Annotated in this window: 19 protein-coding genes; 10 read left to right on the plus strand and 9 right to left on the minus strand. The window is 68.7% G+C overall.

The annotated features are described in order from the left end of the window. Positions 1-35: 35 nt before the first annotated feature. Positions 36-1,244, plus strand: coding sequence for an NO-inducible flavohemoprotein (gene hmpA, locus HWX62_RS32020; protein ID WP_175933015.1), 1,209 nt, complete (start codon positions 36-38; stop codon positions 1,242-1,244). A gap of 97 nt (positions 1,245-1,341) precedes the next feature. Here hmpA and HWX62_RS32025 read toward each other — a convergent pair whose 3' ends face one another. From HWX62_RS32025 to HWX62_RS32050, 6 genes are all read right to left on the minus strand, one after another. Beyond that, the gene (locus HWX62_RS32025) at positions 1,342-1,731 is read right to left on the minus strand and encodes a type II toxin-antitoxin system VapC family toxin (protein ID WP_006476852.1); all 390 of its coding nucleotides are present in this window, start codon (positions 1,729-1,731) and stop codon (positions 1,342-1,344) included. Then, positions 1,728-1,997: a type II toxin-antitoxin system Phd/YefM family antitoxin gene (locus tag HWX62_RS32030; protein WP_059574295.1), complete on the minus strand. Its 270-nt coding sequence runs from the start codon at positions 1,995-1,997 to the stop codon at positions 1,728-1,730. The genes HWX62_RS32025 and HWX62_RS32030 overlap by 4 nt, the downstream gene beginning before the upstream one ends. A gap of 124 nt (positions 1,998-2,121) precedes the next feature. Beyond that, a complete protein-coding gene (gene aroG, locus HWX62_RS32035; protein ID WP_006476851.1) occupies positions 2,122-3,195 on the minus strand; it encodes a 3-deoxy-7-phosphoheptulonate synthase AroG in 1,074 nt (357 codons plus the stop codon). A gap of 397 nt (positions 3,196-3,592) precedes the next feature. Beyond that, on the minus strand, positions 3,593-5,059 hold the full coding sequence (tldD, locus tag HWX62_RS32040) for a metalloprotease TldD (RefSeq protein ID WP_175933013.1): 1,467 nt from the start codon (positions 5,057-5,059) through the stop codon (positions 3,593-3,595). An 87-nt stretch (positions 5,060-5,146) separates the two neighbouring features. Further along, entirely contained in the window at positions 5,147-5,974 is an 828-nt protein-coding gene (locus HWX62_RS32045; protein WP_175933012.1) for a carbon-nitrogen hydrolase family protein, read from the minus strand. Positions 5,975-6,036: 62 nt separating this feature from the next. Next, positions 6,037-10,236, minus strand: a complete 4,200-nt coding sequence (locus HWX62_RS32050) for an AsmA-like C-terminal region-containing protein (RefSeq protein WP_175933011.1) — start codon at positions 10,234-10,236, stop codon at positions 6,037-6,039. Between the two features lie 234 nt (positions 10,237-10,470). Here HWX62_RS32050 and glnE point away from each other — a divergent pair, with 234 nt between their 5' ends. Further along, on the plus strand, positions 10,471-13,275 hold the full coding sequence (gene glnE, locus HWX62_RS32055; RefSeq protein ID WP_175933010.1) for a bifunctional [glutamate--ammonia ligase]-adenylyl-L-tyrosine phosphorylase/[glutamate--ammonia-ligase] adenylyltransferase: 2,805 nt from the start codon (positions 10,471-10,473) through the stop codon (positions 13,273-13,275). A gap of 141 nt (positions 13,276-13,416) precedes the next feature. Here the strand turns inward: glnE and recN are convergent, their stop codons facing one another. Together recN and HWX62_RS32065 are read right to left on the minus strand one after the other, a co-directional pair. Next, positions 13,417-15,066, minus strand: a complete 1,650-nt coding sequence (gene recN, locus HWX62_RS32060) for a DNA repair protein RecN (protein ID WP_175933009.1) — start codon at positions 15,064-15,066, stop codon at positions 13,417-13,419. A gap of 19 nt (positions 15,067-15,085) precedes the next feature. Then, a complete protein-coding gene (locus HWX62_RS32065; protein WP_006492558.1) occupies positions 15,086-15,988 on the minus strand; it encodes an NAD kinase in 903 nt (300 codons plus the stop codon). A gap of 131 nt (positions 15,989-16,119) precedes the next feature. On the opposite strand from HWX62_RS32065, the gene hrcA reads away from it, so the two are divergent. From hrcA to HWX62_RS32080, 3 genes are all read left to right on the plus strand, one after another. Continuing rightward, entirely contained in the window at positions 16,120-17,142 is a 1,023-nt protein-coding gene (gene hrcA / locus HWX62_RS32070; RefSeq protein ID WP_059451324.1) for a heat-inducible transcriptional repressor HrcA, read from the plus strand. Between the two features lie 134 nt (positions 17,143-17,276). Next, positions 17,277-18,341, plus strand: a complete 1,065-nt coding sequence (gene hemH / locus HWX62_RS32075; protein WP_175933008.1) for a ferrochelatase — start codon at positions 17,277-17,279, stop codon at positions 18,339-18,341. A gap of 2 nt (positions 18,342-18,343) precedes the next feature. Beyond that, entirely contained in the window at positions 18,344-18,751 is a 408-nt protein-coding gene (locus HWX62_RS32080) for an RNA-binding S4 domain-containing protein (RefSeq protein ID WP_175933007.1), read from the plus strand. Here HWX62_RS32080 and HWX62_RS32085 read toward each other — a convergent pair. Continuing rightward, positions 18,723-18,884: a hypothetical protein gene (locus HWX62_RS32085; protein ID WP_175933006.1), complete on the minus strand. Its 162-nt coding sequence runs from the start codon at positions 18,882-18,884 to the stop codon at positions 18,723-18,725. The genes HWX62_RS32080 and HWX62_RS32085 overlap by 29 nt on opposite strands. Positions 18,885-19,237: 353 nt before the next feature. Between HWX62_RS32085 and grpE the strand changes: the two genes are divergently transcribed. The 5 genes from grpE (at position 19,238) to HWX62_RS32110 (ending at position 25,642) form a co-directional block, all read left to right on the plus strand. Next, positions 19,238-19,783: a nucleotide exchange factor GrpE gene (grpE, locus tag HWX62_RS32090; protein WP_175933005.1), complete on the plus strand. Its 546-nt coding sequence runs from the start codon at positions 19,238-19,240 to the stop codon at positions 19,781-19,783. A gap of 10 nt (positions 19,784-19,793) precedes the next feature. Further along, entirely contained in the window at positions 19,794-20,225 is a 432-nt protein-coding gene (locus HWX62_RS32095; protein ID WP_175933004.1) for a thioredoxin family protein, read from the plus strand. A gap of 148 nt (positions 20,226-20,373) precedes the next feature. Then, positions 20,374-22,326: a molecular chaperone DnaK gene (gene dnaK, locus HWX62_RS32100; RefSeq protein ID WP_175933003.1), complete on the plus strand. Its 1,953-nt coding sequence runs from the start codon at positions 20,374-20,376 to the stop codon at positions 22,324-22,326. A 264-nt stretch (positions 22,327-22,590) separates the two neighbouring features. Next, a complete protein-coding gene (dnaJ, locus tag HWX62_RS32105) occupies positions 22,591-23,727 on the plus strand; it encodes a molecular chaperone DnaJ (RefSeq protein ID WP_175933002.1) in 1,137 nt (378 codons plus the stop codon). 4 nt (positions 23,728-23,731) lie between these two features. Beyond that, positions 23,732-25,642 (plus strand): bifunctional anthranilate synthase component I family protein/class IV aminotransferase, encoded by a 1,911-nt coding sequence (locus HWX62_RS32110; protein ID WP_175933001.1) that lies wholly within the window; start codon positions 23,732-23,734, stop codon positions 25,640-25,642. The last annotated feature ends 2 nt before the right edge of the window (positions 25,643-25,644 follow it).

The raw sequence follows: 25,644 nt of genomic DNA on the forward strand, positions 1-25,644 counted from the left end.
ATGTATCGTATGTGCATGTTTAACGGAGAACGAACATGACCCACCTCACCGCTGACCAGATGGCCCGTGTGAAGGCCACCGCCCCCGTCCTCGCCGAGCACGGCGCGACGATCACGAAGCACTTCTATCAGCGCATGTTCGCGCGTCATCCGGAACTGAAGAACCTGTTCAACCAGACGCACCAGCAGACCGGCAGCCAGCCCGAGACGCTCGCGAAGGCCGTCTATGCGTATGCGGCGAACATCGACAACCTCGGCGCGCTGGGCGGCGCGGTGTCGCGCATCGCGCACAAGCACGCGAGCCTGAACATCCGTCCCGAGCATTACCCGATCGTCGGCGAGAACCTGCTCGCGTCGATCGTCGAAGTGCTCGGCGACGCGGTGGATGCCGACACGCTGGAAGCCTGGCGCGTCGCGTACGGCCAGCTCGCGCAGATCATGATCGGCGCGGAGGCCGACCTGTACGCGAACGCCGCGTGGAGCGGCTACCGCCCGTTCAAGGTCGCACGCAAGGTGCGTGAAAGCGACGAGATCACGTCGTTCTACCTGACGCCCGCCGACGGCGGACAAGCACCGACGTTCGAGCCGGGCCAGTACGTCACGGTGAAGCGCTTCGTCGGCGATCTCGGCGTCGACCAGCCGCGCCAGTACAGCCTGTCCGATGCACCGCACGGCAAGTGGCTGCGCATTTCGGTGAAGCGCGAAGCCGGCAAGCCGGAAGCGATCCCGGCCGGCAAGGTGTCGACGCTGATGCACGACGGGGTGGAAGAGGGCGCGATCGTCGAGGTGACCGCGCCAATGGGCGACTTCGCGCTGAAGCGCGATGCCGATACGCCGGTCGTGCTGATTTCGGGCGGCGTCGGCATCACGCCGATGATGTCGATGGCGTCGACGCTGATCGCCGAAGGCAGCAAGCGCGACGTGCGATTCGTCCATGCGTGCCGTTCGGGCGCGGTGCACGCGTTTCGCGACTGGCTGAACGACGCGGCGCGCGAGCACGCGAACGTCAAGCGTACGGTGCTGTACGAAGTGGTCGGCCCGGACGATCGCGTCGGCATCGACCACGACCTCGAAGGGCGCCTCACGTCGGAACGCGTGCAGCAGTACGCACTGGTGCCGGAAGCCGATTACTACATCTGCGGGCCGGTCGCGTTCATGAAGGCGCAGCGCGACGCGCTCGTCGCGCTCGGCGTCGCGCCGGAACGCGTGCACACCGAGATCTTCGGGTCGGGTGCGATCGAGTGATGTGCTGACGGCCGGTCCCTGCCAGTGCAACGACGCAAGCAAAAAGCCCGGCGCGAGCCGGGCTTTTTGCTTGCTTGCGGCGCCGTGGGGGGCGACTTCAGGCGCGCAACATCAGCGTTGCGTGGTAGCGCCACACCTTCGGATCGGCACTGACGAGCGGCATGCCTTCATGCAGTGCCTGCGCGACCATCATGCGGTCGAACGGATCGGCATGGTCCGGGAAATCCGGCAACGCGGCGACTGCCTCGGCGTGATCGCTGCTGATCGGCAACTCCGCAAAACCTGCAAGCCGAAATGCCGAACGCGCATCTCTCGGATGGACGGGCAGATTGCCTTTGCGGTATTTGATCGCGATTTCCCAAATCGACGCGGCGCTGACGTACAGCGTGTTTTGGGGATGTTCGATCAATGCGGCCGCGGTTGCCGAAAGTTGCGGCGCGCCTTCAGCCGCCCAGAGCGCGATGTGCGTATCGAGCAGCAGCTTCACGGTGCAAGCCCTTGGTCCGAGCTGGCATCGAAGTCGGCGGCGATCGATTCATCGCCGGCATTGAATGCCTCGACGCTTGTCGGAATGTTCAGTCCGGCAAGCAATTGACGGGCTGCGCCGATCCGCTTCGGCGCGGTGTACGGAACGATCCGGGCGACCGGATGACCATTGCGGGCGATCACGACTTCGGCTTCGCGCCCCGACTCAAGCGCTTCCACGAGGCTGGAAAGCCGCGACTTGGCATCGTGCATGTTGACGGTCGACATGGTCGATCCCCTGGTTAGCTAGATGATGTTAGCTAGTCTAGCAGAGCGACACGCCGACCGCAGGCTGGCCGCATGGCCATTTCGCCGCCAGGCGGGGCCATACGGTCAGCCTGTTGACGTTCGATCAGTTACCGCTGCCGCGCGCGACGCGGCGCGCCTTCACCGATTCCGCGAGGCCTTCGAGCACCTTCACGCTGTCGTCCCACGCGATGCACGCGTCGGTGATGCTCTGGCCGTAAGTCAGCGCGCAGCCTTCCTTCAGGTCCTGGCGGCCCTCGACGAGGTGCGACTCGATCATCACGCCGACGATGCGCTCGTCGCCGGCCGCGATCTGGCGGCCGATGTCGGCGCACACGGGAATCTGGTTCTCGTGCTTCTTCGAGCTGTTCGCGTGGCTCGCGTCGATCATCAGGCGCGCGGCGAGGCCGGCCTTGCCGATGTCCGCGCAGGCGGCGTTCACGCTGTCCGCGTCGTAGTTCGGCGCCTTGCCGCCGCGCAGGATCACGTGGCAGTCCTCGTTGCCGGCCGTCGACACGATCGCCGAATGGCCGCCCTTCGTCACCGACAGGAAATGGTGCGGCTGCGACGCGGCCTTGATCGCGTCGACCGCGATCTTCACGTTGCCGTCGGTGCCGTTCTTGAAGCCGACCGGGCACGACAGCCCCGACGCGAGTTCGCGGTGCACCTGCGACTCGGTCGTGCGCGCGCCGATCGCGCCCCACGAGATCAGGTCGGCGATGTACTGCGGGCTGATCATGTCGAGGTATTCGGTCGCGGCCGGCAGCCCCATTTCGTTGATCTGCAGCAGCAGCTCGCGCGCGGTGCGCAGCCCTTCGTTGATCTTGAAGCTGTTGTCGAGGTGCGGATCGTTGATGAGCCCCTTCCAGCCGACCGTCGTGCGCGGCTTCTCGAAGTACACGCGCATCACGATTTCCAGTTCGCCCTTGAAGCGCTCGCGCTCCTTGACGAGCCGGCCCGCGTATTCGATCGCCGCCTTCGTGTCGTGGATCGAGCACGGCCCGATCACGACGATCAGCCGGTCGTCCATCCCGTGCAGGATGCGGTGCATCGACTGACGCGAGTGATAGATCAGCTCGGACGCGGCTTCGGAGCACGCGAATTCGCGGATCAGGTGGGCGGGCGGCGTCAGTTCCTTGAGTTCGCGAATGCGGACGTCGTCGGTATTGTGCGGGGGCATGCTGTTTCTCCTTGGTTCCGGGCGCCGTTCGGTCAGCGGGCGTGCGGCAGATGCATCGATTCAGGTCGTTCAGTGGTGTCGGTCGGGGCTGCGGTGCGGCTTGCGGCGTCGACCGGCTGGCGAAGGGCGAAAAAAAACCGCCGGGTTCGCCGGCGGTTTTTTCGGGAATTTCGGTTGCGCTTTGCGCGCCATCAACCCTCTCGATCCGCCAGCGGTCTGAGATACCAAAAAAAGTAAAAGTAAAACTTGGCGGACATGACGGAAATTCGGCTCGTCAAAAAAGTTGATTCGGAATTTATACCGCGTCCCCGCACGGCTGGCAACCGGGGGCGGTCAAAAATGCGGACAATCCGCGCGTTTTAGTCGAAATGCGCGGATTGTCTGCGCTGCGATGCGGTTATGCCGTACCGCCGACCGTCATCTTGTCGATCCGCAGGGTCGGCTGGCCGACGCCGACCGGCACGCTCTGGCCCTCTTTGCCGCATACGCCGACGCCCGTGTCGAGCGACATGTCGTTGCCGATCATGCTCACGTACTTCAGCGATTCCGGGCCGCTGCCGATCAGCGTCGCGCCCTTCACCGGGTAGGTGACCTTGCCGTTCTCGATCATGTAGGCCTCGGACGCCGAGAACACGAACTTGCCGTTCGTGATGTCGACCTGGCCGCCGCCGAAGTTCACCGCGTACAGGCCGTTCTTCACCGATGCGATGATTTCCTGCGGATCCTTGTCGCCGTTCAGCATGTACGTGTTCGTCATGCGCGGCATCGGCAGCGCCGCGTACGACTCGCGCCGCGCGTTGCCCGTGACCGGCATCTTCATCAGGCGCGCGTTCAGCGTGTCCTGGATGTAGCCCTTCAGGATGCCGTCCTCGATCAGCGTCGTGCACTGCGTCGGGTTGCCTTCGTCGTCGATGTTCAGCGAGCCGCGGCGGTTCGGCAGCGTGCCGTCGTCGACGACGGTCACGCCCTTCGCGGCGACCTGCTCGCCGATCCGGCCCGCGAACGCGGACGAGCCCTTGCGGTTGAAGTCGCCTTCGAGGCCGTGGCCGATCGCCTCGTGCAGCAGCACGCCCGGCCAGCCCGGCCCGAGCACGACCGTCATCGCGCCGGCCGGCGCGGGGCGCGCGTCGAGGTTGACGAGCGCCGCGTGCACGGCGTCGTCGACATAGCGCGCCAGCACTTCGTCGGTGAAGTAGCCGTAGTCGAAGCGGCCGCCGCCGCCGCCCGAGCCGATCTCGCGGCGGCCGTTCTGCTCGGCGATCACCGTGACCGACACGCGCACGAGCGGGCGGATGTCGGCCGCGAGCGCACCGTCGCTGCGCGCGACCAGCACGACGTCGTATTCGCCGGCGAGGCCCGCCATCACCTGCGTGACGCGCGGGTCGCGCCCGCGCGCCATCTGCTCGATGCGTTCGAGCAGCTTGACCTTGGCCGTCGCGTCGAGCGACGCGAGCGGATCGGACGGCAGGTACAGGTCGCGGCCCGAGATGCCCGTCAGCGACGTGGCTGCCTTGATCTTCTGGCGGCCGCCGCCGGCCGCCGCGATCGCCTTGGTCGCGGCGGCGGCTTGCGCGATCGCTTCGGGCGACAGGTCGTCCGAGTACGCGAACGCGGTGCGGTCGCCCGCGACCGCGCGCACGCCGACGCCCTGGTCGATGCTGAAGCTGCCCGATTTGACGATGCCTTCCTCGAGGCTCCACGCTTCGCTGCGGGTCGCCTGGAAGTACAGGTCCGCGTAGTCGACGCGATGCGTGAAGATGTCGGCGATCGTGCGCGTGAGCAGGCTTTCGTCGAGGCCGTACGGCGTGAGCAGGATGTCCTTCGCCAGCGCGAGGTTGCGGATGCCGGGTTCGATGATGTTCATGCGGATATCGGGGGTTCTCAAAAGGTTGTCGGGTGCTGCCGCGCAGATGGGTGGGCCGCGCGGCGTTTCAAGCGGTTCGGGGCGGATTCAGGTCAGCACGCGGTGCCGCCACGCGGGCAGGCTCTGGCGTACGTCGGCGATGCGTTGCGGATCGATCGTGCCGAGCACGACGCTCGCGCCCTCGTCGCGCACCGCGACGATGTCGCCCCACGGGTCGATCAGCATGCTGTGGCCCCACGTGCGCCGGCCGTTCTCGTGCTTGCCGCCCTGCGCGGCCGCGAGCACGTAGCACTGGTTCTCGACGGCCCGCGCGCGCAGCAGCATGTCCCAGTGCGCGCGGCCCGTCGTATACGTAAACGCCGACGGCACGACCATCAGCGCGCAGTCGCCCATGCGGCGATACAGCTCCGGAAAGCGCAGATCGTAACAGACCGACAGGCCGACCCGCCCGAACGGCGCGTCGAACGCGACGACCGTGTCGCCCGCGCGGATCGTGCGCGCCTCGTCGAACGATTCGTCGCCTTTCTCGAAGTTGAACAGGTGGATCTTGTCGTAGCGGGCGGCCTCTTGGCCGGACGGATCGAACACGAGCGTCGTGTTCAGCACGCGATCGGGTTCCGGCGCCTTCAGCGGCAGCGTGCCGCCGATCACCCAGATGCCGTGGCGGCGCGCGGCGTCGGCGAGGCACTGCTGGATCGGGCCGTCCCGGTACGGTTCGGCGAGCGCGAGCTTGTCGGTGTCGCGGTGGCCCATGAAGCAGAAATACTCGGGCAGCAGCACGAGCTGCGCGCCTTCGCCGGCGGCCTCCGCGATCAGGCGGCGCGCTTCGGCGAGATTGCGGGTGACGTCCGGCGTGCTCACCATCTGCAGCGCGGCGACCTGGAAGGGCGTGGCGGATCGGGCGTGGTCGGTCATCGCGGAATCGGTTGCGTCATAAATGGGGTGCGGCCCGGCGCCTTGCACGGTTCGATGCGCGCTCAATGGCTCGATGCATCGGCCGGACCGTGATCCATCTTACCCTGATCGCCCCGCACCCGCTTGATGTGCGGGTGCGCCCACGAGCCGGTGATCGCGTAGTCGAGCGCGAACGCGTGCGACAGCGTCTCGGACAGCGCGTAGTTCGCCGCCAGCACGCCGACGCCGAGCAGCGGGTTGATGATGGCCGCGCCGATCGCGGCCGCGCCCGCGCTGATTTTCGGCGCGACGTGCGCATGCAGGTCCTGCGTCTCGGCGCCGAGATCGACCGCGCCGCGCACGGTGACGTTCGCGGGGCCCGTCATCATCGAGAAGTCGTCGGTGCGCGCGATCCCGTTCGAAATCCGGCCGGTCCCGGTGATCTTGTCGAACGGCAACCCCTTGCCGACCACGTCGCGGAAGTTCAGCGTCAGGAAGCGCGCGAGGCTCTGCAGGCTCAGCACGCCGAGCAGTTTCGCCGCGCCCGGGTCGACCTTCAGGATCTTGCCGTGCTCGAGGTCGAGCGCGACCTGGCCGCCGAGCGACGGGAAGTCGAGCGCGGTCGGGCCGCCGCGCCAGCCGACCTTGCCCGTGACCGAGCCGTGCCCGTCCGCGAGCGTGCGCGGCAGGCCGACGCGATCGAGCAGCGCGCCCGCGTTGTCGATGTCGAGCTTGAAGTCGAACACGGTGCGGCGCGGCGCGTCGCTTTCGTCGGCGCCGCGGGCGAGCGCGCGGCGCGACGTGCGCCAGTTGCCGGTCGCCGTCAGCTTCGCGGCCGGGTTCGACAGCTCCAGCTTGTCCAACTGCCACACGGGCGTGCCGTCTTCGTCGATGTTGCGCGCGTTGACGACGAGCCGGCCGATGTCGTGATCGCGCGCGACGACCTGGTCGACGATCAGGTCGATCGACGGCATCGGGCGGTCGGTCGGCGTCGGCAGGTTCATCGCGCGGCCGACGAGATCGTGCTGCGCACTCTGCGGCACGACGAGTTTCGCGAGCCGTGCATTCAGCACGCCCGCGCCGTTGTGACCGCCGCCCGGCGCCCACGACAGGTAGCCCGACACCTGGTTCGACGCGATGTTCGCCTGCCAGAGATCGTCGACGTGCGATGCGCCGACGATCACGTTCTCCCAGTTGCGCTTGAGCAGCTTCAGCGTGCCGAAATGGAACGCGAAGCGCTTCGGCGCGAAGCTCGCGAAATCGACGCGCGGCGCGGCCGGCGGCGCGGGCGCGCGCGGCGTGTCGGGCTGCAGCGTGCGGGCGAGGGCGAGCCACGCGTCGGCGTCCAGCTCGGCGACGTCGACGGCCGCGCTCACGCCGTCCTGCGGCATGTCGGGCATCCGGTGGATGCCCATCGCGCCGCGCACCGCGCGCAGCGGCTGGCCGGGCGTCGCGTCGAGCAGGTAGGTCGCGGCCACCGGGCCGAGCGTCAGGTCGGCGTGTTCGAGGCGCTTGCCGTCCGCCTGCGGCGCCGGCTGCAGCGTGAAGCGGAACGGCATCGGCGTGCCGGCCGCTTTCGCGAACGGCGCCGGGAAGTTCAGCGCGACGCCCGTCAGGTCGGATTGCGCGCTGACGTCGGGCAGGTGGCCCGGCGCGCCGCGCACCGCGACCGTGTACGGCGCGTCGCCGACCACGTGCTCGAGCAGCGCGGCGGCCGTGCCGTGCAGGTTCAGGCCGCGCGCCGCGTCGAGCGCGAGCCGGCCGTCGACGTCCACCGCGTACGGGCCGTGCGACTGGAAGGTGCCGTTCGCGCGCACCGGGCCGCCGAGGAAGCGCCCCGACAGCGCGTGCAGCGACGCGCCGGCCTCGGTGAAGCGGACGCTGCCGCGCAGGGCCGACAGCGGCGGCACGCCGCTCGTCGACAGCGTGTTGCCGCCGAATGCGAGCGTGCCTTCGACGTGGGTGTGCGGATGGGCGACGTGCTGCGGAATCGTGATCTTGAGCGCGAGCGACGCGGGGCCCTGCGCATCGATCCGCTCGCCGATGTGGTGGCTCATCGTGCCGAGCGAGCTGTTGTCCGCGTAGTCGATCAGGTCGGCGAGCGGGCCCTGCGCATGGCCGTCGATGATCAGCGGCGAGTGCGACGGATTGCCGAGATCGTCGATGCGGCCCGCGACCTTCGTCACCGCGACGCGCTTGTAGTGCCCGCGCTCGATGTCGAAGCGCAGCTTGTTCTGCGCGAGCTCGAACACGCCGTCGATCCCGTCGAGCGCCGGCCAGACGCTCGGCGTGCCGTTCGCGAGCTTGCGCGGCGGGTACGGCGTCGGCTCGAAGCGCCCGCCGGTGAACGGCGCGACGATGTGGAACACGCCGGCGTCCGGCTCGTGCTCGAACGGGAATTTCTCGAGCGGGCCGCGCGCGACGATCGACGCGCCCTTGGTCACCTTGCCGTCCTGCAGCGCGTGGCCCAGATAGTCGCGCAGGTGCTCGGACATCCCGGTCGGCAGGTAGCGCGGAATGCGCGCGACCGACGCGCGCGCGAAATCGGCGCGCAGGTCGAGCGAGCCGCGGCCGTGGCCGGGGTTCGTGTACGAGCCCGACACCGCGATTTCGGCATCGGGGTTCGACACGAGCAGGTCGGGCAGCGACACGTCGACGCGCGCATGCTTGTCGCCGGGCGCGGGCGTGATCGTCCATCTGGCGTTGCCGCGCAGCCGGTCGAACGTCAGGCGCGGCTCGTCGAATTCGCCGGGCACGGTGACGGCCGCGTTCACGGTGTCGATATGCGCGGCGCCGCCCGTCTCGGTCGCATCGACGCGGCCCCACAGGTTCTCGACGCCCGGCCAGCCGGCGCGCGGGTGGCCGCGCGGCGAGAGCCCGGGCGGCGGCTCCTGCGCGGCGAAGCTGATGCCTTGCAGATCGCCGAGGAAGCGGTAGCGGACGATCGGCGCGGCGCCCATGCGCCGCTCCTCGTCGGCGAGATCGGCGTGCGCGGGCTTCGCGCGCTCGACCTCGATGTGATAGTTCGACACCATCCCGCGCGGGTCGAGCTTGACCAGTTCGTTGCGCAGCCGCGCCGGCAGCGGCAGCCCGCGGATGAATTCGCTGAGGATGCCGAGGTCGACGCGGTCGCCGACGACGCTCAGCAGTTGCCCCTGGTTCGCGGTCGGCACGCGGTAGCGGGCCGTCAGCGTCGACAGCGCGAGCGAGCGGGCGAGCGGCGTGCCGTCCGGCAGCGGCGGCTGGCCGAGCTCCGCGTTGAAGCGCGTCAGGTGCAGCGTGTAGTCGTGGCCCGCGTCGAGCACCATGTCCCAGCCGAAGCCGACCGTCGGCACGTCGAGCCGCGGCTGCGTCGGGCGCACGCGCAGCGCGACGTCGGCGCCTTGCAGGTCGCCGCCCGCCGAGCGCAGGTGGCCGTCGCCGAAGGTCGCCCAGATCGCGTTGTCGATCCGGCCCGCGTGGATCGTGAGCGGCACGTCGAGATAGCGCGTGAGCGTCTGCAGGTCGACGGGGCCGGTCGACAGGTACGCGTCGCCGGTCCAGTTCGCCGGCTTGCCGATCGGCGCGAGCGGCTTGTGCCGGAAGTGCGTGCGGAAATCGAGCGGGCCGAGCAGCAGCGTGCCGTTCGCGGGCGCCTGCAGCGCGGCCTTGTGCACGCGGCCGTCGTTGAGCACCGCGAGCCGGATGCCCGACAGCACGAGCTCCGGCGCATCGTGCTGCGCGTCGCGCCAGCGCAGCGTGCCGCCGCGCAGCACGATCGCCTCCTGCTTCAGCAGCCAGGTGCCGAACGTGTCGTTGCCGCCGTGGGTGGTGGCGACGCCGACGCCCGCGACGCTCAGCGAGCCGTCGGCCGCCCGCGCGACGACGAGGTCGGGCTGGTCGACGATCAGGCTCGACAGCGCGGGCGATAGCCGCAGCAGCGACATCCACGACAGCGCGGCCGTCGCATGCGGCACCGACAGCGCGACCTTGCCGTCACGGCCGCGGATCGTCAGGTTCGTGAGCTCGACGCCCGGCTGCATGCCGGACCAGTTCGGGGAAAGCTTGCCGATCGAAAGCTGCGCATGGAGCTTGTCGGACACGGTGCGCTCGATGCGCGGGCGGAATTCGTCGATGCGGGGCAGCAGCACGTAGCGCAGCCCGAGGAGGGCGCCGGACGCGACGAAGTAGGTGCCGATCCCGACTGCCAGCGTCACCCTGAACACGCGACGCAGGACCGGATGATCGTGCTTCGGAGGTCCCGCTTCGGGCGCAGCTACGGCGGATTCCTGACGGTCGGACATGCGGCGGACGGGCGGCGATATGGTAGTTTTGCAGACTGACGTTGAAATGTATCACACGGGTCCGTGCCGGCGGCCGTCGCGGCTGTACGGCACGGGCTTTCCGGCGCGCGGCGTCGCGACGGGCGCACGGGCGTCCGGCGACGCCGCGCCGAGTCCATGAGGCCGGTCGGCCGCGGGGGTGCGCGCACGTGCCGGCCCGCTGCCGGCCAGCCTTTCCGCCAGGCCCGCTTCTCGATGACCGACGCTTCCGCCCTGATCAGCACGTCCTATTCCCGATATCTTGCCCGCGCGGCAGCCGCGCGGCCCGCGCTGGCTGAGCAGGTCGCCGCGTGGGCGGCCGCGCCGCTCGGCCGCGCGCAGCTCGATGCGCGCCTCACCGAGCTGCTCGCGACGCCGGCCGGCGCGGCCGCGCCGAGCGAGGAGCAACTGAAGCGCGCGCTGCGGCAATTGCGCACCGAGGCGTTCGGCGCGGTCGCGGAGCGCGACCTGCGCGGGCTGGCGGACGTCGCCGAGGTCACGGGCGCGATGACCGACCTCGCCGAGGTGGCCGTGCAGCGCTCGCTCGCGCTGCTGTCGGCCGAACTCGAGGCGCTGTACGGCGAGCCGCGCGGCGCCGACGGCCAGCGCGTCGTGCTCGGCGTGGTCGGGATGGGCAAGCTCGGCGGCCGCGAGCTGAACGTGTCGTCGGACATCGACCTGATCTTCGTCTACGAGGACGACGGCGAGACCACCGGCGGCACGCGTTCGCCGCTGTCCACGCAGGAATACTTCACGCGGCTCGGCCGGCGCCTGATCGGCGTGCTGTCCGAGGTCACCGCCGACGGCTACGTGTTTCGCGTCGACATGCGGCTGCGCCCGAACGGCGATTCGGGGCCGCTCGTCTGCAGCATCGGGATGCTCGAGGAATATTTCTACGTGCAGGGGCGCGAGTGGGAGCGCTATGCGTGGATCAAGGGGCGGCTCGTGTCGGAAGGCGACAGCGACGCGGCGCAGCGGCTCGCGGCGCAGCTGGAGTCGATCGTCAAGCCGTTCGTCTACCGTCGCTATCTCGATTTCGGCGTGATCGGCGCGATTCGTTCGCTGCACCAGCAGATCCGGCACGAAGCCGCGCGGCGCGCGTCGATGCGGCCCGACAAGGCCGACGACATCAAGCTCGGGCGCGGCGGGATCCGCGAGATCGAGTTCAGCGCGCAGGTGTTCCAGTTGATCCGCGGCGGCCAGGATGCGGAGTTTCGCGTACGGCCGACGCTCGCGGTGCTGCGGCATGCGCAGGCGCGCGGGCTGATCGGCGACGACGTGTGCGCGCGCCTGACCGCTGCCTACCATTTCCTGCGCACGCTCGAGCACCGGCTGCAGTACCGCAACGACGCGCAGACCCACGCGATGCCGGTCGAGCCCGATGACCGCGCGGCGCTGGCCGCGTCGCTCGGGTTTGCCGACTACGCGGCGCTGATGGCGGTGCTGGACGAGCACCGGAACTTCGTCGAGGCGCAGTTCGACCAGATCTTCGCGGACAAGGTGAAGGGCGGCGGCCCTTGCACGGCGGGCGACGACACGGCGGCCGCGTGGATCTGGAGCGGCGCGCTGGCCGACGACGGCGAGGACGATGCGCTGGTCGCGCGCCTCGACGGCCTGGGCTTCGCCGATCCGGCCGCCGTGCTCGCGCGGCTGCGCGCGATCTGGCAATCGTCGCGCTACACCGGGCTGCCGGAAAAGAGCCGGCAGCGCTTCGACAGTGTCGCGCAGCGCGCGCTCGACGCCGCGCCGACGATCGACGCCGCGCGCCGCGACGACACGATCGTGCGCCTGTTCGACCTGCTGGAGACGGTGAGCCGGCGCGGCGTCTATCTCGCGCTGCTGACCGAATATCCGGCCGCGCTCGACCGCGTGCTGTCGGTGCTCGGCGCGACGCGCTGGGGCGGCGGCTACCTGATCCGCCACCCGCAGCTGCTCGACGAGCTGCTCGACGACGAGGCGATCGCGAGCCCGTTCGACTGGCCTGCGTTCAAGGATGCGCTGCGCGCGCGGCTCGCGGCGGCCGACGGCCCCGAACAGCAGATGGACCTGCTGCGCCATGCGCAGCACGCGGAGGTGTTCCGGATCCTGCTGATCGATCTGGCCGGCCAACTGTCGGTCGAGCATGTCAGCGACCGGCTGTCGGAGCTCGCCGATGCGGTGCTCGACGTGACGATCGAAGTCGTCTGGTCGCAGCTCGCGAAGCGCCATCGCGACGTGCCGAAATTCGCGGTGATCGCGTACGGCAAGCTGGGCGGCAAGGAGCTCGGCTATGCGTCGGATCTCGACCTGATCTTCCTGTACGACGACCCGGACGAGCGTTCGGCGGACGTCTACACGACCTTCACGCGGCGCCTGATCACGTGGCTCACGACGGCGACCGGTGCGGGCGCGCTGTTCGACATCGACCTGCGGCTGCGGCCGAACGGCGAGGCCGGGCTGCTCGTCACCGATCTCGACGCGTTCCGCCGCTATCAGCTGCGCGAGGGCGACGCCGCGAACACCGCGTGGGTGTGGGAACACCAGGCGCTGACGCGCGCCCGCTACAGCGCGGGCGACGCGCAGATCGGCGCGGCGTTCGAGGCGATCCGCCGGCAGGTGCTGACGACGCCGCGCGACGCGGCGGTACTCGCGAAGGAGATCGTCGACATGCGCGGCAAGGTGTTCGCCGGCCACCCGAACCAGACCGCGCTGTTCGACCTGAAGCACGATCGCGGCGGGATGGTCGACATCGAGTTCATCGTCCAGTACTGGGTGCTGCTGCATGCGTCGAGCGACGCCGAGCTGATCCGCAATACCGGCAACATCGCGCTCTTGCGCGAGGTCGCGCGCTTCGGGCTGATGGGCGCGGACGAGGCCGAGCGCGTCGGCGCGGCCTACCGCCAGTACCGGAAGCTGCAGCACAAGCTGCGGCTCGACGGGATGGAGAAGGCGCGTGTGGACCCCGCGGTGGTCGCCGACGAGCGGGCGGCCGTGACGGCGCTGTGGGAGCGCGTGTTCGGCGCGGTCGAAACGGGCGTTTGAGTCGCCCGTTCGAATCCGGCCGTACGATCCGGCGGCGCGGGGCGGGTGCGAGCGAGCGGCCGTGCGTCCGTAACAAAAAAGACCGGCGCATGCGCCGGTCTTCTTGCATTCGGCCAACGTGCGGTCAATGCGGTGCCGGCGTCAGGCCGCCAGCATTTCCTTCGCGTGCTTGCGTGTGGTGGCGGTGATTTCGAGCCCGCCGAGCATCCGCGCGACTTCCTCGACGCGGCTCGCCTTGTCGAGCGCGACGACCGACGACACGGTGCCGCCGCGCTCGTCGGCCCCCTTCGCCACCTGGAAATGATGGTCGCCGCGCGCGGCGACCTGCGGCAGGTGCGTCACGCACAGCACCTGGCGTTCGCGCCCGAGCTGGTGCAGCAGGCGGCCGACCACTTCGGCGACGCCGCCGCCGATCCCCGTGTCGACTTCGTCGAAGATCAGCGTCGGCGTCGGGCTCGCGGCGCTCGCGATCACCGCGAGCGCGAGACTGATCCGGGCGAGTTCGCCGCCCGACGCGACTTTCGCGAGCGGCCGCAGCGGCACGCCCGGGTGCCCGGCCACGCGGAATTCGACCTGCTCGAGCCCGTGCGGGCCGCCGTCGGCGAGCGGCACGAGCGCGACTTCGAAGCTCCCGCCCGCCATCGACAGTTCCTGCATGCCGGCCGTGACGGCCGTGCCGAGCGCCTTGGCGGCCTGCGCACGCGCCTTCGACAGGTGTTTCGCGTCGGCGAGATACGCGTCCCATGCCTTCGCCTGCGCGGCTTCGAGCGCGCCGAGGTCGGCCGCCGCGTCGAGCGCGGCGAGCTGGGCGCGCCGCGCCGCGTGTTCCTCGTGCAGCGTGTCGGGCGGCAGCCGGAACTTGCGGGCGGTCGAATGCAGCGCGTCGAGACGCGCCTCGACCTGCGCGAGTCGCGCGGGGTCGAGATCGAGGCGCTGCGCGTAGTGCGACAGCGAATAGACGGCTTCCTGCAACTGGATCTCGGCCGGCTCCAGCGACGCGAGCGCGTCGCCGAGCCCGGCGTCGTAATCGGCCAGGCTGCGCAGCTTGGACACGATCGCGCCCAACTGCGGCAGCATCGCATCGTCGGCCTCGGACAGCGCGTTGAGCGCGCCCTGCACGCCGGCGATCAGGTTCGCCGAATGCGACAGCCGCTTGTGCTCGCTGCCGATTTCGTCCCATTCGCCGGGTTGCGGCGCGAGCTTGTCGAGTTCGGCGAGCTGCCACGCGAGCTTTTCGCGTTCGAGCTGCAACTCGCGCTCGTGCGCCTTCGCGGCGTCGATCGCCTGCGTCGCGTCGCGCCACACGCGCCACGCGCGCGCGACGTTCGCGGCGTCGGCGACGAGCCCCGCGTGCGTGTCGAACAGCTCGCGCTGCGCGTCGGGCCGCATCAGCAGCTGGTGCGCATGCTGGCCGTGGATGTCGACGAGCATCTCGCCGAGCTCGCGCAGTTGCGCGAGCGTCGCGCTGGTGCCGTTGATGAAGGCGCGCGAGCGGCCGTTCGCGTCGATCACGCGGCGCAGCATCACGGTGTCCTCGGCGTCGAACGCATGTTCGTCGAGCCAGCGCGCGACGCGGTCGTGCGGCGTGAATTCGGCCGTGATGTCGGCGCGGCCGCAGCCGGTGCGCACGACGCTCGCGTCGGCGCGCTCGCCGAGCGCGAGCGCGAGCGCGTCGATCAGGATCGATTTGCCGGCGCCGGTTTCGCCGGAAAAGACGGAAAAGCCGCTGTCGAATTCGAGATCGAGCGCGGCGACGATGACGAAGTCGCGGATCGAGAGGTGGCGGAGCATGGTGTCGGGGGCAGCGGTGTCAGGACGCCTTGTCGTCTTCGTTCGATGCGTGTTCGTTCCAGTGCAGCTTCTTGCGCAGCGTCGTGTAGTAGCTGTAGCCGATCGGGTGCAGGAACGGCACCGTGTGCTTCGAGCGGCGCACCTCGATCGTATCGTTCAGTTCGAGCGACGTGAACGACTGCATGTCGAAGTTCACGTTGACGTCGCGGCCGCCGACGATCTGGATCGCGATCTTCGAATCGTCGGGCAGCACGATCGGCCGGTTCGACAGTGCGTGCGGCGCGATCGGCACGAGCACGATGCCCGCCAGCTGCGGATGGAGGATCGGGCCGGCCGACGACAGCGCATAGGCGGTCGAGCCGGTGGGCGTCGCGACGATCAGGCCGTCCGAGCGCTGGTTGTACATGTAGCGGCCGTCGACCGACGCGCGCAGCTCGACCATCCCGGAGAAGCCGCTGCGGTTCACGACGACGTCGTTGAACGCGAGCGCGTGGTAGATCGGTTCGCCGTCGCGCACGATCCGCGCCTCCAGCAGCGAGCGCTCCTCGCGCTCGAACTTGCCGGCCAGCATCACGGGCACGAGCGCCTGCATGTCGGATGCCGCGATGTCGGTGATGAAGCCGAGCCGCCCGTGGTTGATCCCGATCAGCGGTGTCCGGTACGGCGCAAGCTGGCGGCCGATGCCGAGCATCGTGCCGTCGCCGCCGAGCACGATCGCCACGTCCGCTCGCGCCCCGATTTCGGCCGGGGTGAGCGCCGGGTAGCCGGCGATGCCGATTTCCCGCGCGGTATCGCCTTCGAACACGACCTCGAAGCCGAGCGTGGCGATGCTGTCCGCCAGCGTGGCGAGCGGCTCGGCGATGCCGGGCGTGTTGCTCCGGCCGACGAGCGCGACAGTATTGAACTGATTACCGGTTTTCATGCCGGCATTACACCATAGCTCGTTGACGAAAAGAACCGGCTGTGCGCCGACGGGGCCGGATCGGGCCGGCCCGTGCAACGGTGGCGGACGCCACTCGCCGTGCTCGCACGGTTGCGCTAAAATTTTCCACCATGCTAGATCCTCGCGCACGAACCCTCCTGAAAACCCTGATCGAACGGTATATCGCCGACGGTCAGCCGGTCGGATCGCGCACGTTGTCCCGTTACTCCGGGCTCGAGTTGAGCCCGGCGACGATCCGCAACGTGATGTCCGACCTGGAGGAGCTCGGCCTCGTGTCGAGCCCGCACACGTCGGCCGGCCGCGTGCCGACGCCGCGCGGCTACCGGCTGTTCGTCGATACGATGCTGACGGTCGAGGCGCCGATCGACGCCGAGGCCGTCGCGCGCCAGGTACAGAACACGCTGCAGGCCGGCGAGCCGCAGCAGCGGGTGGTCGCGGCCGCCGCGAGCGTGCTGTCGAACCTGTCGCAGTTCGCGGGCGTCGTGCTGACGCCGCGCCGCAGCCACGTGTTCAAGCAGATCGAGTTCATGCGGCTGTCCGACAAGCGGATCCTGCTGATCATCGTCACGCCCGAGGGCGACGTGCAGAACCGCATGCTCGCGACGCCGCGCGACTATTCGCCGTCGCAGCTCACCGAGGCGTCCAACTACATCAATGCGCATTTCGCCGGCCTGTCGTTCGACGAGGTGCGCCGCCGCCTGCGCGACGAGATCGACCAGCTGCGCGGCGACATGACGACGCTGATGCACGCGGCCGTGACGGCCAGCACCGAGGTGCCCGACACCGAGGACACCGTGCTGATTTCCGGCGAGCGCAACCTGCTCGAAGTGGCGGATCTCTCGTCCGACATGGCGCGGCTGCGCAAGCTGTTCGACGTATTCGACCAAAAGACGGGCCTCCTGCAACTGCTCGACGTATCGAGCCACGCCCAGGGCGTGCAGATCTTCATCGGCGGCGAATCGACGCTCGTGCCGATCGAGGAAATGAGCGTCGTGACCGCACCATACGAGGTGAACGGCAAGATCGTCGGCACGCTCGGCGTGATCGGCCCGACCCGCATGGCGTACAACCGCGTGATACCGATCGTCGACATCACCGCGCGCTTGCTGTCGCTCACGCTGAGCCAGCAATAGCCCGCGTCGCCAGCCCGATCCCGCCCCGCTATCGTGCCGCGTCGCCGCGCGCGGCGACAGTCGGCCGAACGGCACGGGGCGGCCCGCTATAATTGAGGGCCGTCCGGTCCCGTGCCCCGAGCACGTTCTTGCCCATGCGTTTCGATCTTGAGCCGCCTTCGAGCGTCGCGGCCGCCCATCGCATCGGCGTGCTGCTGATCAACCTCGGCACGCCCGACGCCCCGACACCGCGCGCGGTGCGGCGCTATCTGGCCGAATTCCTGTCGGATCCGCGCGTCGTCGAAATCCCGCAGGCCGTCTGGCAGGTGCTGCTGCGCACGCTGATCCTGCCGCTGCGCGGCCGCGCGTCCGCGAAGAAATACGCGGCCGTCTGGATGCCCGAGGGTTCGCCGCTGCGCGTGTACACCGAGCGCCAGACCGACAGCGTGCGGCATCTGCTCACGTCGAACGGTTATCACGTGATGGTCGACTACGCGATGCGCTACGGTAGCCCGAACATTGCCCAGGCACTCGCGCAGTTCAAGCGCGCGGGCGTCGAACGCGTGCTGCTGATGCCGATGTATCCGCAGTATTCGGCATCGACCACGGCCACCGCGTTCGATGCCGCATTCGACGCGCTCGCGCGCATGCGCAATCAGCCGGAAGTACGCACGGTGCGGCACTACGCCGACCATCCGGCCTATATCCACGCGCTGGCCGAACAGGTGCGCCAGTACTGGGCGCAGCACGGCCGCCCGGATTTCGCGGCCGGCGACAAGCTCGTGCTGAGTTTCCACGGCGTGCCGAAGCGCACGCTCGACCTCGGCGACCCGTACCACGACCAGTGCCAGCAGACGGGCGCCTTGCTGATGGCCGCGCTCGGGCTGTCGGCCACCGAGTGCCGCGTCACGTTCCAGTCGCGTTTCGGCAAGGCCGAATGGCTGCAGCCGTACACCGCGCCGACGCTGCGCGAATTCGGCGAGGCCGGCGTGCGGCGGGCCGACGTGTTCTGTCCCGGCTTCACGGCCGATTGCCTGGAGACGATCGAGGAAATCGGCATGGAAGTGCGCGACGAATTCCTCGCCGGCGGCGGCAAGACCTTCCACCGGATTCCGTGCCTGAACGGCGCGTCCGCGTGGATCGGCGCGCTCGGCGAGATCGTCGCGGAGAATCTGCAGGGCTGGCCCGTCAAGGCCGCGCAGCCCGAACCGGTAAACTGATCATGAACTACAGGATTTCGACCGAGCCGGGCGCGAAGCTGCGCATCGACAAGTGGCTGTGGGCGGCCCGGTTCTTCAAGACGCGCTCGCTCGCGGCCGACGCGGTCGACAAGGGGCACGTGAAGATCGGCGGCGCGGCGGTCAAGCCGGCGAAGGACGTGCGGGTGGGCGACGAGGTCGAGATTGCGATCGACGGCATCGTCTGGCACATTGCCGTGCTGGGCGTGTGCGACGTGCGCGGGCCCGCGAGCGTCGCGCAGACGCTCTACGCGGAAACGGAAGCGGGGCGGGCCGCGCGGCTCGCCGAACTGGAGCGGCGCCGCACGTATCGCGAGCCGGCGGCCGAACTGCACGGCCGGCCGACGAAGCGCGACCGGCGCATCATCGACAGATTTTCTGGTGGGCGCTGAACATCTGGTCGAACGTCGCGCGCGCGCTGCCGTATTCGGTCGTGCGGTCGGTGACGGCTCCCGACAGGCAGATGGTGGTGGTGCCGGCAATGAGTACCAGCGCGACCACCGATATCGCAAAGGTCAGTTTCACGGTACTCCCCTCGAGAACAAGGGTGAAAACGGCGCCAGGTGGATGTCGGGCGACGGTCAGCTAGGGGTAAACACGCTTTTCCGACGCGTGAGTGGAGTGTAGTGCAGCGGGCCCGCGCGGAGCTAGTCTCTGCCCGGTAAGCGTTGTTACAGGCCGTTTCGCGCGAACCGGCCAACTATGCGGCGCCCGCACCGGAAAACGCGCGGTTGTTTCGCGGCATTGGCGAATGCCGGCGAATGACCCTCTTGAAATCGTAGTTTTCGCCCTTATTTGCACCAGTAATGTGCGGTGCCGCCGGGTATACGTCCGGCGGTTGCCGATTTGGCTTCAACCTCTAATCGACTTTCAGCGACATGGAAAACACGCAAGAGAACCCGGCTACCCAATCGGCCGACGACATCGGCAGCGAAAAGCAGGCGGCGCAAGGCGCCGCACCCGCTGCCGAAGCTGCCGACGCGGCGCTCGCGGAGGCTCAAGCCAAGGTCGCCGAGCTCCAGGAAAGCTTCCTGCGGGCGAAGGCCGAGACCGAGAACGTGCGCCGGCGCGCGCAGGACGACGTGTCGAAGGCGCACAAGTTCGCGATCGAGAGCTTCGCGGAACACCTGCTGCCGGTGCTGGACAGCCTGGAAGCGGCCGTCAGCGATACCTCCGGCGACATCGCGAAGGTGCGCGAAGGCGTCGAGCTGACGCTGCGTCAGCTGACGAGCGCGCTCGAGAAGGGCCGTGTCGTCGCGATCAACCCGGTCGGCGAGAAGTTCGATCCGCACCAGCACCAGGCCATTTCGATGGTCCCGGCCGAGCAGGAGCCGAACACCGTCGTCACGGTGCTGCAAAAGGGTTACATGATCGCCGACCGCGTGCTGCGCCCGGCGCTCGTCACCGTCGCGCAGCCGAAGTAAGGCGGCCGCCATGGTGCCCGCCGGCATCGATCCGGCCGCGTTCGACGCGTTCGACATGCAGGCGCTCGACGCCGGCACGTTCGACGCGGCCGTCGACGGTGCGGGCGACGCGCTGGCCGTGGTGTTCTTCTGGGGCGTCGACTGCTTCAACTGCGAGATCGCGAAGAAGGCGATGCTCGCGCAGCCCGACGCGATCCGCGCGCTGGGCCTGAAGTGGTTCCATTGCAACGTGTACGAACACCGCGAGCTGGGGCGCCGCTTCGGGCTGCACGGCGTGCCGACGTGGTTCTTCTTCCATCGCGGCAAGCGGCTGGGCCGCGCGACCGGCTGGCATGGCCTCGCGCAGTTCCAGGCCGCCGTCGCGGCGGCGCGCGCGAAGATCGCCGCGGCGGCCGGTGCGCCGTCCGGCGGCGCGCACGATCCGCTGGCCGGCGGCGATTGAAAAAATTTAATATCCGCATCGCTCGTCGGGTCTTGAAAACGGATCGGGCGGACGCATTTCGGGAACAGCGTTGAATTCTGGCGTGCGAAACCGCCCAAAAACGTGGCGTTTCGTGCAGCAAACAAGCATTTCTGGAGATTAGGAAAAAATGGGAAAGATCATCGGTATTGACCTCGGCACCACGAACTCGTGCGTCGCCATCATGGAAGGCAACCAGGTCAAGGTCATCGAGAACTCGGAAGGCGCGCGCACCACGCCGTCGATCATCGCGTACATGGACGACAACGAAGTGCTCGTCGGTGCGCCGGCCAAGCGCCAGTCGGTGACCAACCCGAAGAACACGCTGTTCGCCGTGAAGCGCCTGATCGGCCGCCGCTTCGAAGAGAAGGAAGTCCAGAAGGACATCGGCCTGATGCCGTACTCGATCATCAAGGCCGACAACGGCGATGCATGGGTCGAAGCGCACGGCGAGAAGCTCGCGCCGCCGCAAGTGTCGGCCGAAGTGCTGCGCAAGATGAAGAAGACCGCCGAAGACTACCTCGGCGAGCCGGTCACGGAAGCCGTGATCACGGTGCCGGCGTACTTCAACGACAGCCAGCGCCAGGCGACCAAGGACGCCGGCCGCATCGCGGGCCTCGAAGTCAAGCGGATCATCAACGAGCCGACCGCGGCCGCGCTCGCCTTCGGCCTCGACAAGGCCGAGAAGGGCGACCGCAAGATCGCCGTGTATGACCTCGGCGGCGGTACGTTCGACGTGTCGATCATCGAGATCGCGGACGTCGACGGCGAAATGCAGTTCGAAGTGCTGTCGACCAACGGCGACACGTTCCTCGGCGGCGAAGACTTCGACCAGCGCATCATCGATTACATCATCGGCGAGTTCAAGAAGGAACAGGGCGTCGACCTGTCGAAGGACGTGCTCGCGCTGCAGCGCCTGAAGGAAGCCGCGGAAAAGGCGAAGATCGAGCTGTCGTCGAGCCAGCAGACCGAAATCAACCTGCCGTACATCACGGCGGACGCGTCGGGCCCGAAGCACTTGAACCTGAAGATCACCCGCGCGAAGCTGGAAGCGCTGGTGGAAGACCTCGTCGAGCGCACGATCGAACCGTGCCGCATCGCGATCAAGGACGCCGGCGTCAAGGTGTCGGACATCGACGACGTGATCCTGGTCGGCGGCCAGACGCGCATGCCGAAGGTCATGGAGAAGGTGAAGGAATTCTTCGGCAAGGATCCGCGCCGTGACGTGAACCCGGACGAAGCCGTCGCGGTCGGCGCGGCGATCCAGGGCCAGGTGCTGTCGGGCGACCGCAAGGACGTGCTGCTGCTCGACGTGACCCCGCTGTCGCTCGGCATCGAGACGCTCGGCGGCGTGATGACGAAGATGATCAGCAAGAACACGACGATCCCGACGAAGCACTCGCAGGTGTATTCGACGGCGGACGACAACCAGTCGGCCGTGACGATCAAGGTGTTCCAGGGCGAACGCGAAATGGCAGCGGGCAACAAGCTGCTCGGCGAGTTCAACCTCGAAGGCATCCCGCCCGCACCGCGCGGCGTGCCGCAGATCGAAGTGACCTTCGACATCGACGCGAACGGCATCCTGCACGTCGGCGCGAAGGACAAGGCGACCGGCAAGGAAAACAAGATCACGATCAAGGCGAACTCGGGCCTGTCCGAGGCTGAAATCGACCAGATGATCAAGGACGCGGAAGCGAACGCAGCGGAAGACCACAAGCTGCGCGAGCTGGCCGATTCGCGCAACCAGGGCGACGCGCTGGTCCACAGCACGAAGAAGGCGCTGACCGAGTACGGCGACAAGCTCGACGCCGGCGAGAAGGAAGCGATCGAAGCGGCGCTGAAGTCGCTCGAGGACGTGCTGAAGGATACGTCGGCCGACAAGGCTGCGATCGACGCGAAGGTCGAGGAGCTCGGCAAGGTCTCGCAGAAGCTCGGCGAGAAGATGTACGCCGACATGCAGGCCCAGCAGGCGGGTGCGGCCGGCGCGGCCGGTGCGGCGGAAGGCGCGGCCCACGCGGGCGGTGCGCAACAGACGGCCGACGACGTCGTCGACGCCGAGTTCAAGGAAGTGAAGAAGGACTAAGCCAGGTTGCAATGGCACCGCATGCCGCGCGCGAAACGCGCGCGGCGCGACTGACCAGCGGCTGAAAAGCGGTCTGTCTTTCCTTCCGGATGGCCGGATCGACTCCACGCCTGGCGGGCCTTGCGGCCCTCCGGGCACATTTGTTTTTTGGCGGGTGCTGCGCGAGCCGTCCGCGGACGGTGCAGCGCCAGACGAGTCGAGAGACTTTACTGCGGGCGAAAGGAGCCGCCGCGTGCGCGATGCGTGGCGGCACAGTGAATCGATATGGCGAAACGGGATTACTACGAGGTTCTGGGCGTCGCGAAGAATGCGAGCGACGACGAAATCAAGAAGGCATATCGCAAGCTTGCGATGAAGTATCACCCTGACCGCAATCCGGACAACAAGGATGCGGAAGAGCATTTCAAGGAGGCGAAGGAAGCCTATGAAATGCTGTCGGACGGTCAGAAGCGGGCGGCGTACGACCAGTACGGCCACGCGGGCGTCGATCCGAACATGGGCGGTGCGGGCGCACAGGGCTTCGGCGGCTTCGCGGATGCATTCGGCGACATCTTCGGCGACATCTTCGGCCAGGCCGCGGGCGGTGCCGCGCGCGGCGGCCGCGGCGGCCCGCAGGTGTACCGCGGCGCCGACCTGCGCTACAGCATGGAAATCACGCTCGAGCAGGCCGCGCACGGCTACGACACGCAGATCCGCGTGCCGAGCTGGGTGTCGTGCGAAGTCTGCCACGGGTCGGGCGCGAAGCCCGGCACGAAGCCGGAAACCTGCCCGACCTGTCACGGCCAGGGCACGGTGCGCATGTCGCAGGGCTTCTTCAGCATCCAGCAGACCTGCCCGAAGTGCCACGGCACCGGCACCTACATCCCCGAGCCGTGCGTGCATTGCCACGGGTCGGGCAAGGTGAAGGAAACCAAGACGCTCGAAGTGAAGATCCCGGCCGGGATCGACGACGGGATGCGGATCCGCTCGGCCGGCAACGGCGAGCCGGGCATCAACGGCGGGCCGCCGGGCGACCTGTACGTCGAGATCCACATCAAGCCGCACGCGGTGTTCGAGCGCGACGGCGACGATCTCCACTGCCAGATGCCGATCCCGTTCACGACCGCCGCACTCGGCGGCGAGATCGAGGTGCCGACGCTGGCCGGCCGTGCGTCGTTCCCGGTGCCGGAAGGCACGCAGTCGGGCAAGACGTTCCGCCTGCGCGGCAAGGGCATCAAGGGGCTGCGTTCGAGCATCGCGGGCGATCTGTACGTGCACGTGCAGGTCGAGACGCCCGTGAAGCTGACCGACCAGCAGCGCGACCTGCTCAAGCAGTTCGAGAAGTCGCTGGCCGAAGGCGGCGCGCGTCACAGCCCGCAGAGCAAGAGCTGGTTCGACCGGGTGAAGAGCTTCTTCGAGTAACGGCATGACTGAAGGCAACGAGAGCGCGTCGTTCGCGCTCTTGGACGATTGCGACTCGACCGCGTCCGCGCGGTCGAGTCGTTTGTATTCGGGCTTCGTGCGCGAACGCGTGTGCACGGACCCGGTGCAGCTCGACGCCGTCGATGCGGCGCTCGCGCAGGACCTGCGCGACGGGCTGCATGCGGTCGTCGTCGGCGATTACGAATTCGGACGCAACCTGCAACGGGCGCAGCCGGGCGATGCCCCGCTGCGCTTTTTGCTGTATGCGCGCTGCGAGCGCCTGTCGCGCGACGAAGTCGACGCGTGGCTCGCGCGGCAGGACGGCGGCGGCCCGCCGTCGATCGCGGGTGTCGCGCATGTCGCGAAGAGCGTGTCGCGCGACGCGTTCGACGCGGCGATCGGCGCGGTGCACGACGCGCTGCGCGCCGGCGATTCGTATCAGGTCAACTACACGTACCGGCTGAATTTCGACGTGTTCGGCACGCCGCTCGCGCTGTACCGGCGGCTGCGCGCGCGTCAGCCGGTGCGCTACGGCGCGCTGATCGCGCTGCCCGGCGGCGTGTGGGTCGTCTCGTGCTCGCCCGAGCTGTTCGTCGAGAAGCACGGCGACGTGCTGCGCGCACGGCCGATGAAGGGCACCGCGCCGCGTTCGGCCGACCCGCGCGACGACGCGGCGGCCGCCGCGTTCCTCGCGAGCGATCCGAAGAACCGCGCGGAAAACGTGATGATCGTCGATCTGCTGCGCAACGACGTGTCGCGGATCGCGCGCACGGGCACCGTCAAGGTGCCGGCGCTGTTCTCCGTCGAGCCGTATGCGTCCGTGTGGCAGATGACGTCGACGGTCGAGGCCGGCTGGCGCGACGGCACGACGTTCGCGCAGATGCTGCGCGCGCTGTTTCCGTGCGGATCGATCACCGGCGCGCCGAAGCACAAGACGATGGAATTGATCGACGCGATCGAATCGACGCCGCGCGGGCTCTATACGGGCGCGATCGGCTGGCTCGATGCGCCGAAGGCGGCGGCCGCGCACGCCGGTGCGGCCGCGCCCGGCGCCGCGGCCGGTTGCGGCGATTTCTGCCTGTCGGTCGCGATCCGGACGCTGACGCTCGATCCGGCCGGCGTCGACAACGACGCGGACGGCACGCATACCGCCACCGCCGGCCGGCGACGCGGTACGATGGGCGTCGGCGCGGGCATCGTGCTCGACAGCGTCGCGGCCGACGAATATGCGGAGTGCGAATTGAAAGCGCGATTCCTGACGGACGCCGACCCCGGCTTCCAGTTGTTCGAAACGACGGCCGCCACGCGGGCGGACGGCATCCGCCATCTCGATCGCCACCTCGCGCGGCTGCAGCGCAGCGCCGATGCATTCGGTTTTCGCTTCGACGCCGACGCGCTGCGCCGCGAGATCGATGCGCGCTGCGCGGCGCTCGACGGCGACGGCGCGTACCGGATGAAGCTCGCATTGGCGAAGGACGGCACGGTCGAGATCGTCGCGGCGCCGCTCAAGCCGCTGCCGGCGGGGCCGGTCGGCGTGCTGCTGGCCGCCGGGCACGGCTTCGCGCCGACCCGCGCGAGCGATGCGCTGTTGCTGCACAAGACCACGCGCCGCGCCGAATACGACCGTGCGTGGCAGGCGGCGGAGGCGCTCGGCGGGTTCGACATGCTGTTCGTCAACGAGCGCGGCGAGGTGACGGAAGGCGGGCGCTCGAACCTGTTCGTGAAGCTCGATGGTCAGTGGGTGACGCCGCCGCTGGCGTCCGGCGTGCTGCCGGGCGTGATGCGCGGCGTGCTGCTCGACGATCCGGCATTCGGGGCCGTGGAGCGCGTCGTGACCCGCGACGATCTGGCCCGCGCGCAGGGGCTGCTGCTGACCAATGCGCTGCGCGGTGCACTCGACGCGGTGCTGAAGTGACG

Source organism: Burkholderia sp. BCC0506, assembly GCF_902833145.1.
Taxonomy (GTDB): domain Bacteria; phylum Pseudomonadota; class Gammaproteobacteria; order Burkholderiales; family Burkholderiaceae; genus Burkholderia.

Excerpts from the sequence above, each read along its gene's own strand:
- hmpA (WP_175933015.1), top strand. The coding sequence starts at position 36 with ATGACCCACCTCACCGCTGACCAGATGGCCCGTGTGAAGGCCACCGCC.
- HWX62_RS32030 (WP_059574295.1), bottom strand. The coding sequence starts at position 1,997 with ATGTCGACCGTCAACATGCACGATGCCAAGTCGCGGCTTTCCAGCCTC.
- aroG (WP_006476851.1), bottom strand. The coding sequence starts at position 3,195 with ATGCCCCCGCACAATACCGACGACGTCCGCATTCGCGAACTCAAGGAA.
- tldD (WP_175933013.1), bottom strand. The coding sequence starts at position 5,059 with ATGAACATCATCGAACCCGGCATCCGCAACCTCGCGCTGGCGAAGGAC.
- HWX62_RS32045 (WP_175933012.1), bottom strand. The coding sequence starts at position 5,974 with ATGACCGACCACGCCCGATCCGCCACGCCCTTCCAGGTCGCCGCGCTG.
- HWX62_RS32050 (WP_175933011.1), bottom strand. The coding sequence starts at position 10,236 with ATGTCCGACCGTCAGGAATCCGCCGTAGCTGCGCCCGAAGCGGGACCT.
- glnE (WP_175933010.1), top strand. The coding sequence starts at position 10,471 with ATGACCGACGCTTCCGCCCTGATCAGCACGTCCTATTCCCGATATCTT.
- recN (WP_175933009.1), bottom strand. The coding sequence starts at position 15,066 with ATGCTCCGCCACCTCTCGATCCGCGACTTCGTCATCGTCGCCGCGCTC.
- HWX62_RS32065 (WP_006492558.1), bottom strand. The coding sequence starts at position 15,988 with ATGAAAACCGGTAATCAGTTCAATACTGTCGCGCTCGTCGGCCGGAGC.
- hrcA (WP_059451324.1), top strand. The coding sequence starts at position 16,120 with ATGCTAGATCCTCGCGCACGAACCCTCCTGAAAACCCTGATCGAACGG.
- hemH (WP_175933008.1), top strand. The coding sequence starts at position 17,277 with ATGCGTTTCGATCTTGAGCCGCCTTCGAGCGTCGCGGCCGCCCATCGC.
- HWX62_RS32080 (WP_175933007.1), top strand. The coding sequence starts at position 18,344 with ATGAACTACAGGATTTCGACCGAGCCGGGCGCGAAGCTGCGCATCGAC.
- grpE (WP_175933005.1), top strand. The coding sequence starts at position 19,238 with ATGGAAAACACGCAAGAGAACCCGGCTACCCAATCGGCCGACGACATC.
- HWX62_RS32095 (WP_175933004.1), top strand. The coding sequence starts at position 19,794 with ATGGTGCCCGCCGGCATCGATCCGGCCGCGTTCGACGCGTTCGACATG.
- dnaK (WP_175933003.1), top strand. The coding sequence starts at position 20,374 with ATGGGAAAGATCATCGGTATTGACCTCGGCACCACGAACTCGTGCGTC.
- dnaJ (WP_175933002.1), top strand. The coding sequence starts at position 22,591 with ATGGCGAAACGGGATTACTACGAGGTTCTGGGCGTCGCGAAGAATGCG.
- HWX62_RS32110 (WP_175933001.1), top strand. The coding sequence starts at position 23,732 with ATGACTGAAGGCAACGAGAGCGCGTCGTTCGCGCTCTTGGACGATTGC.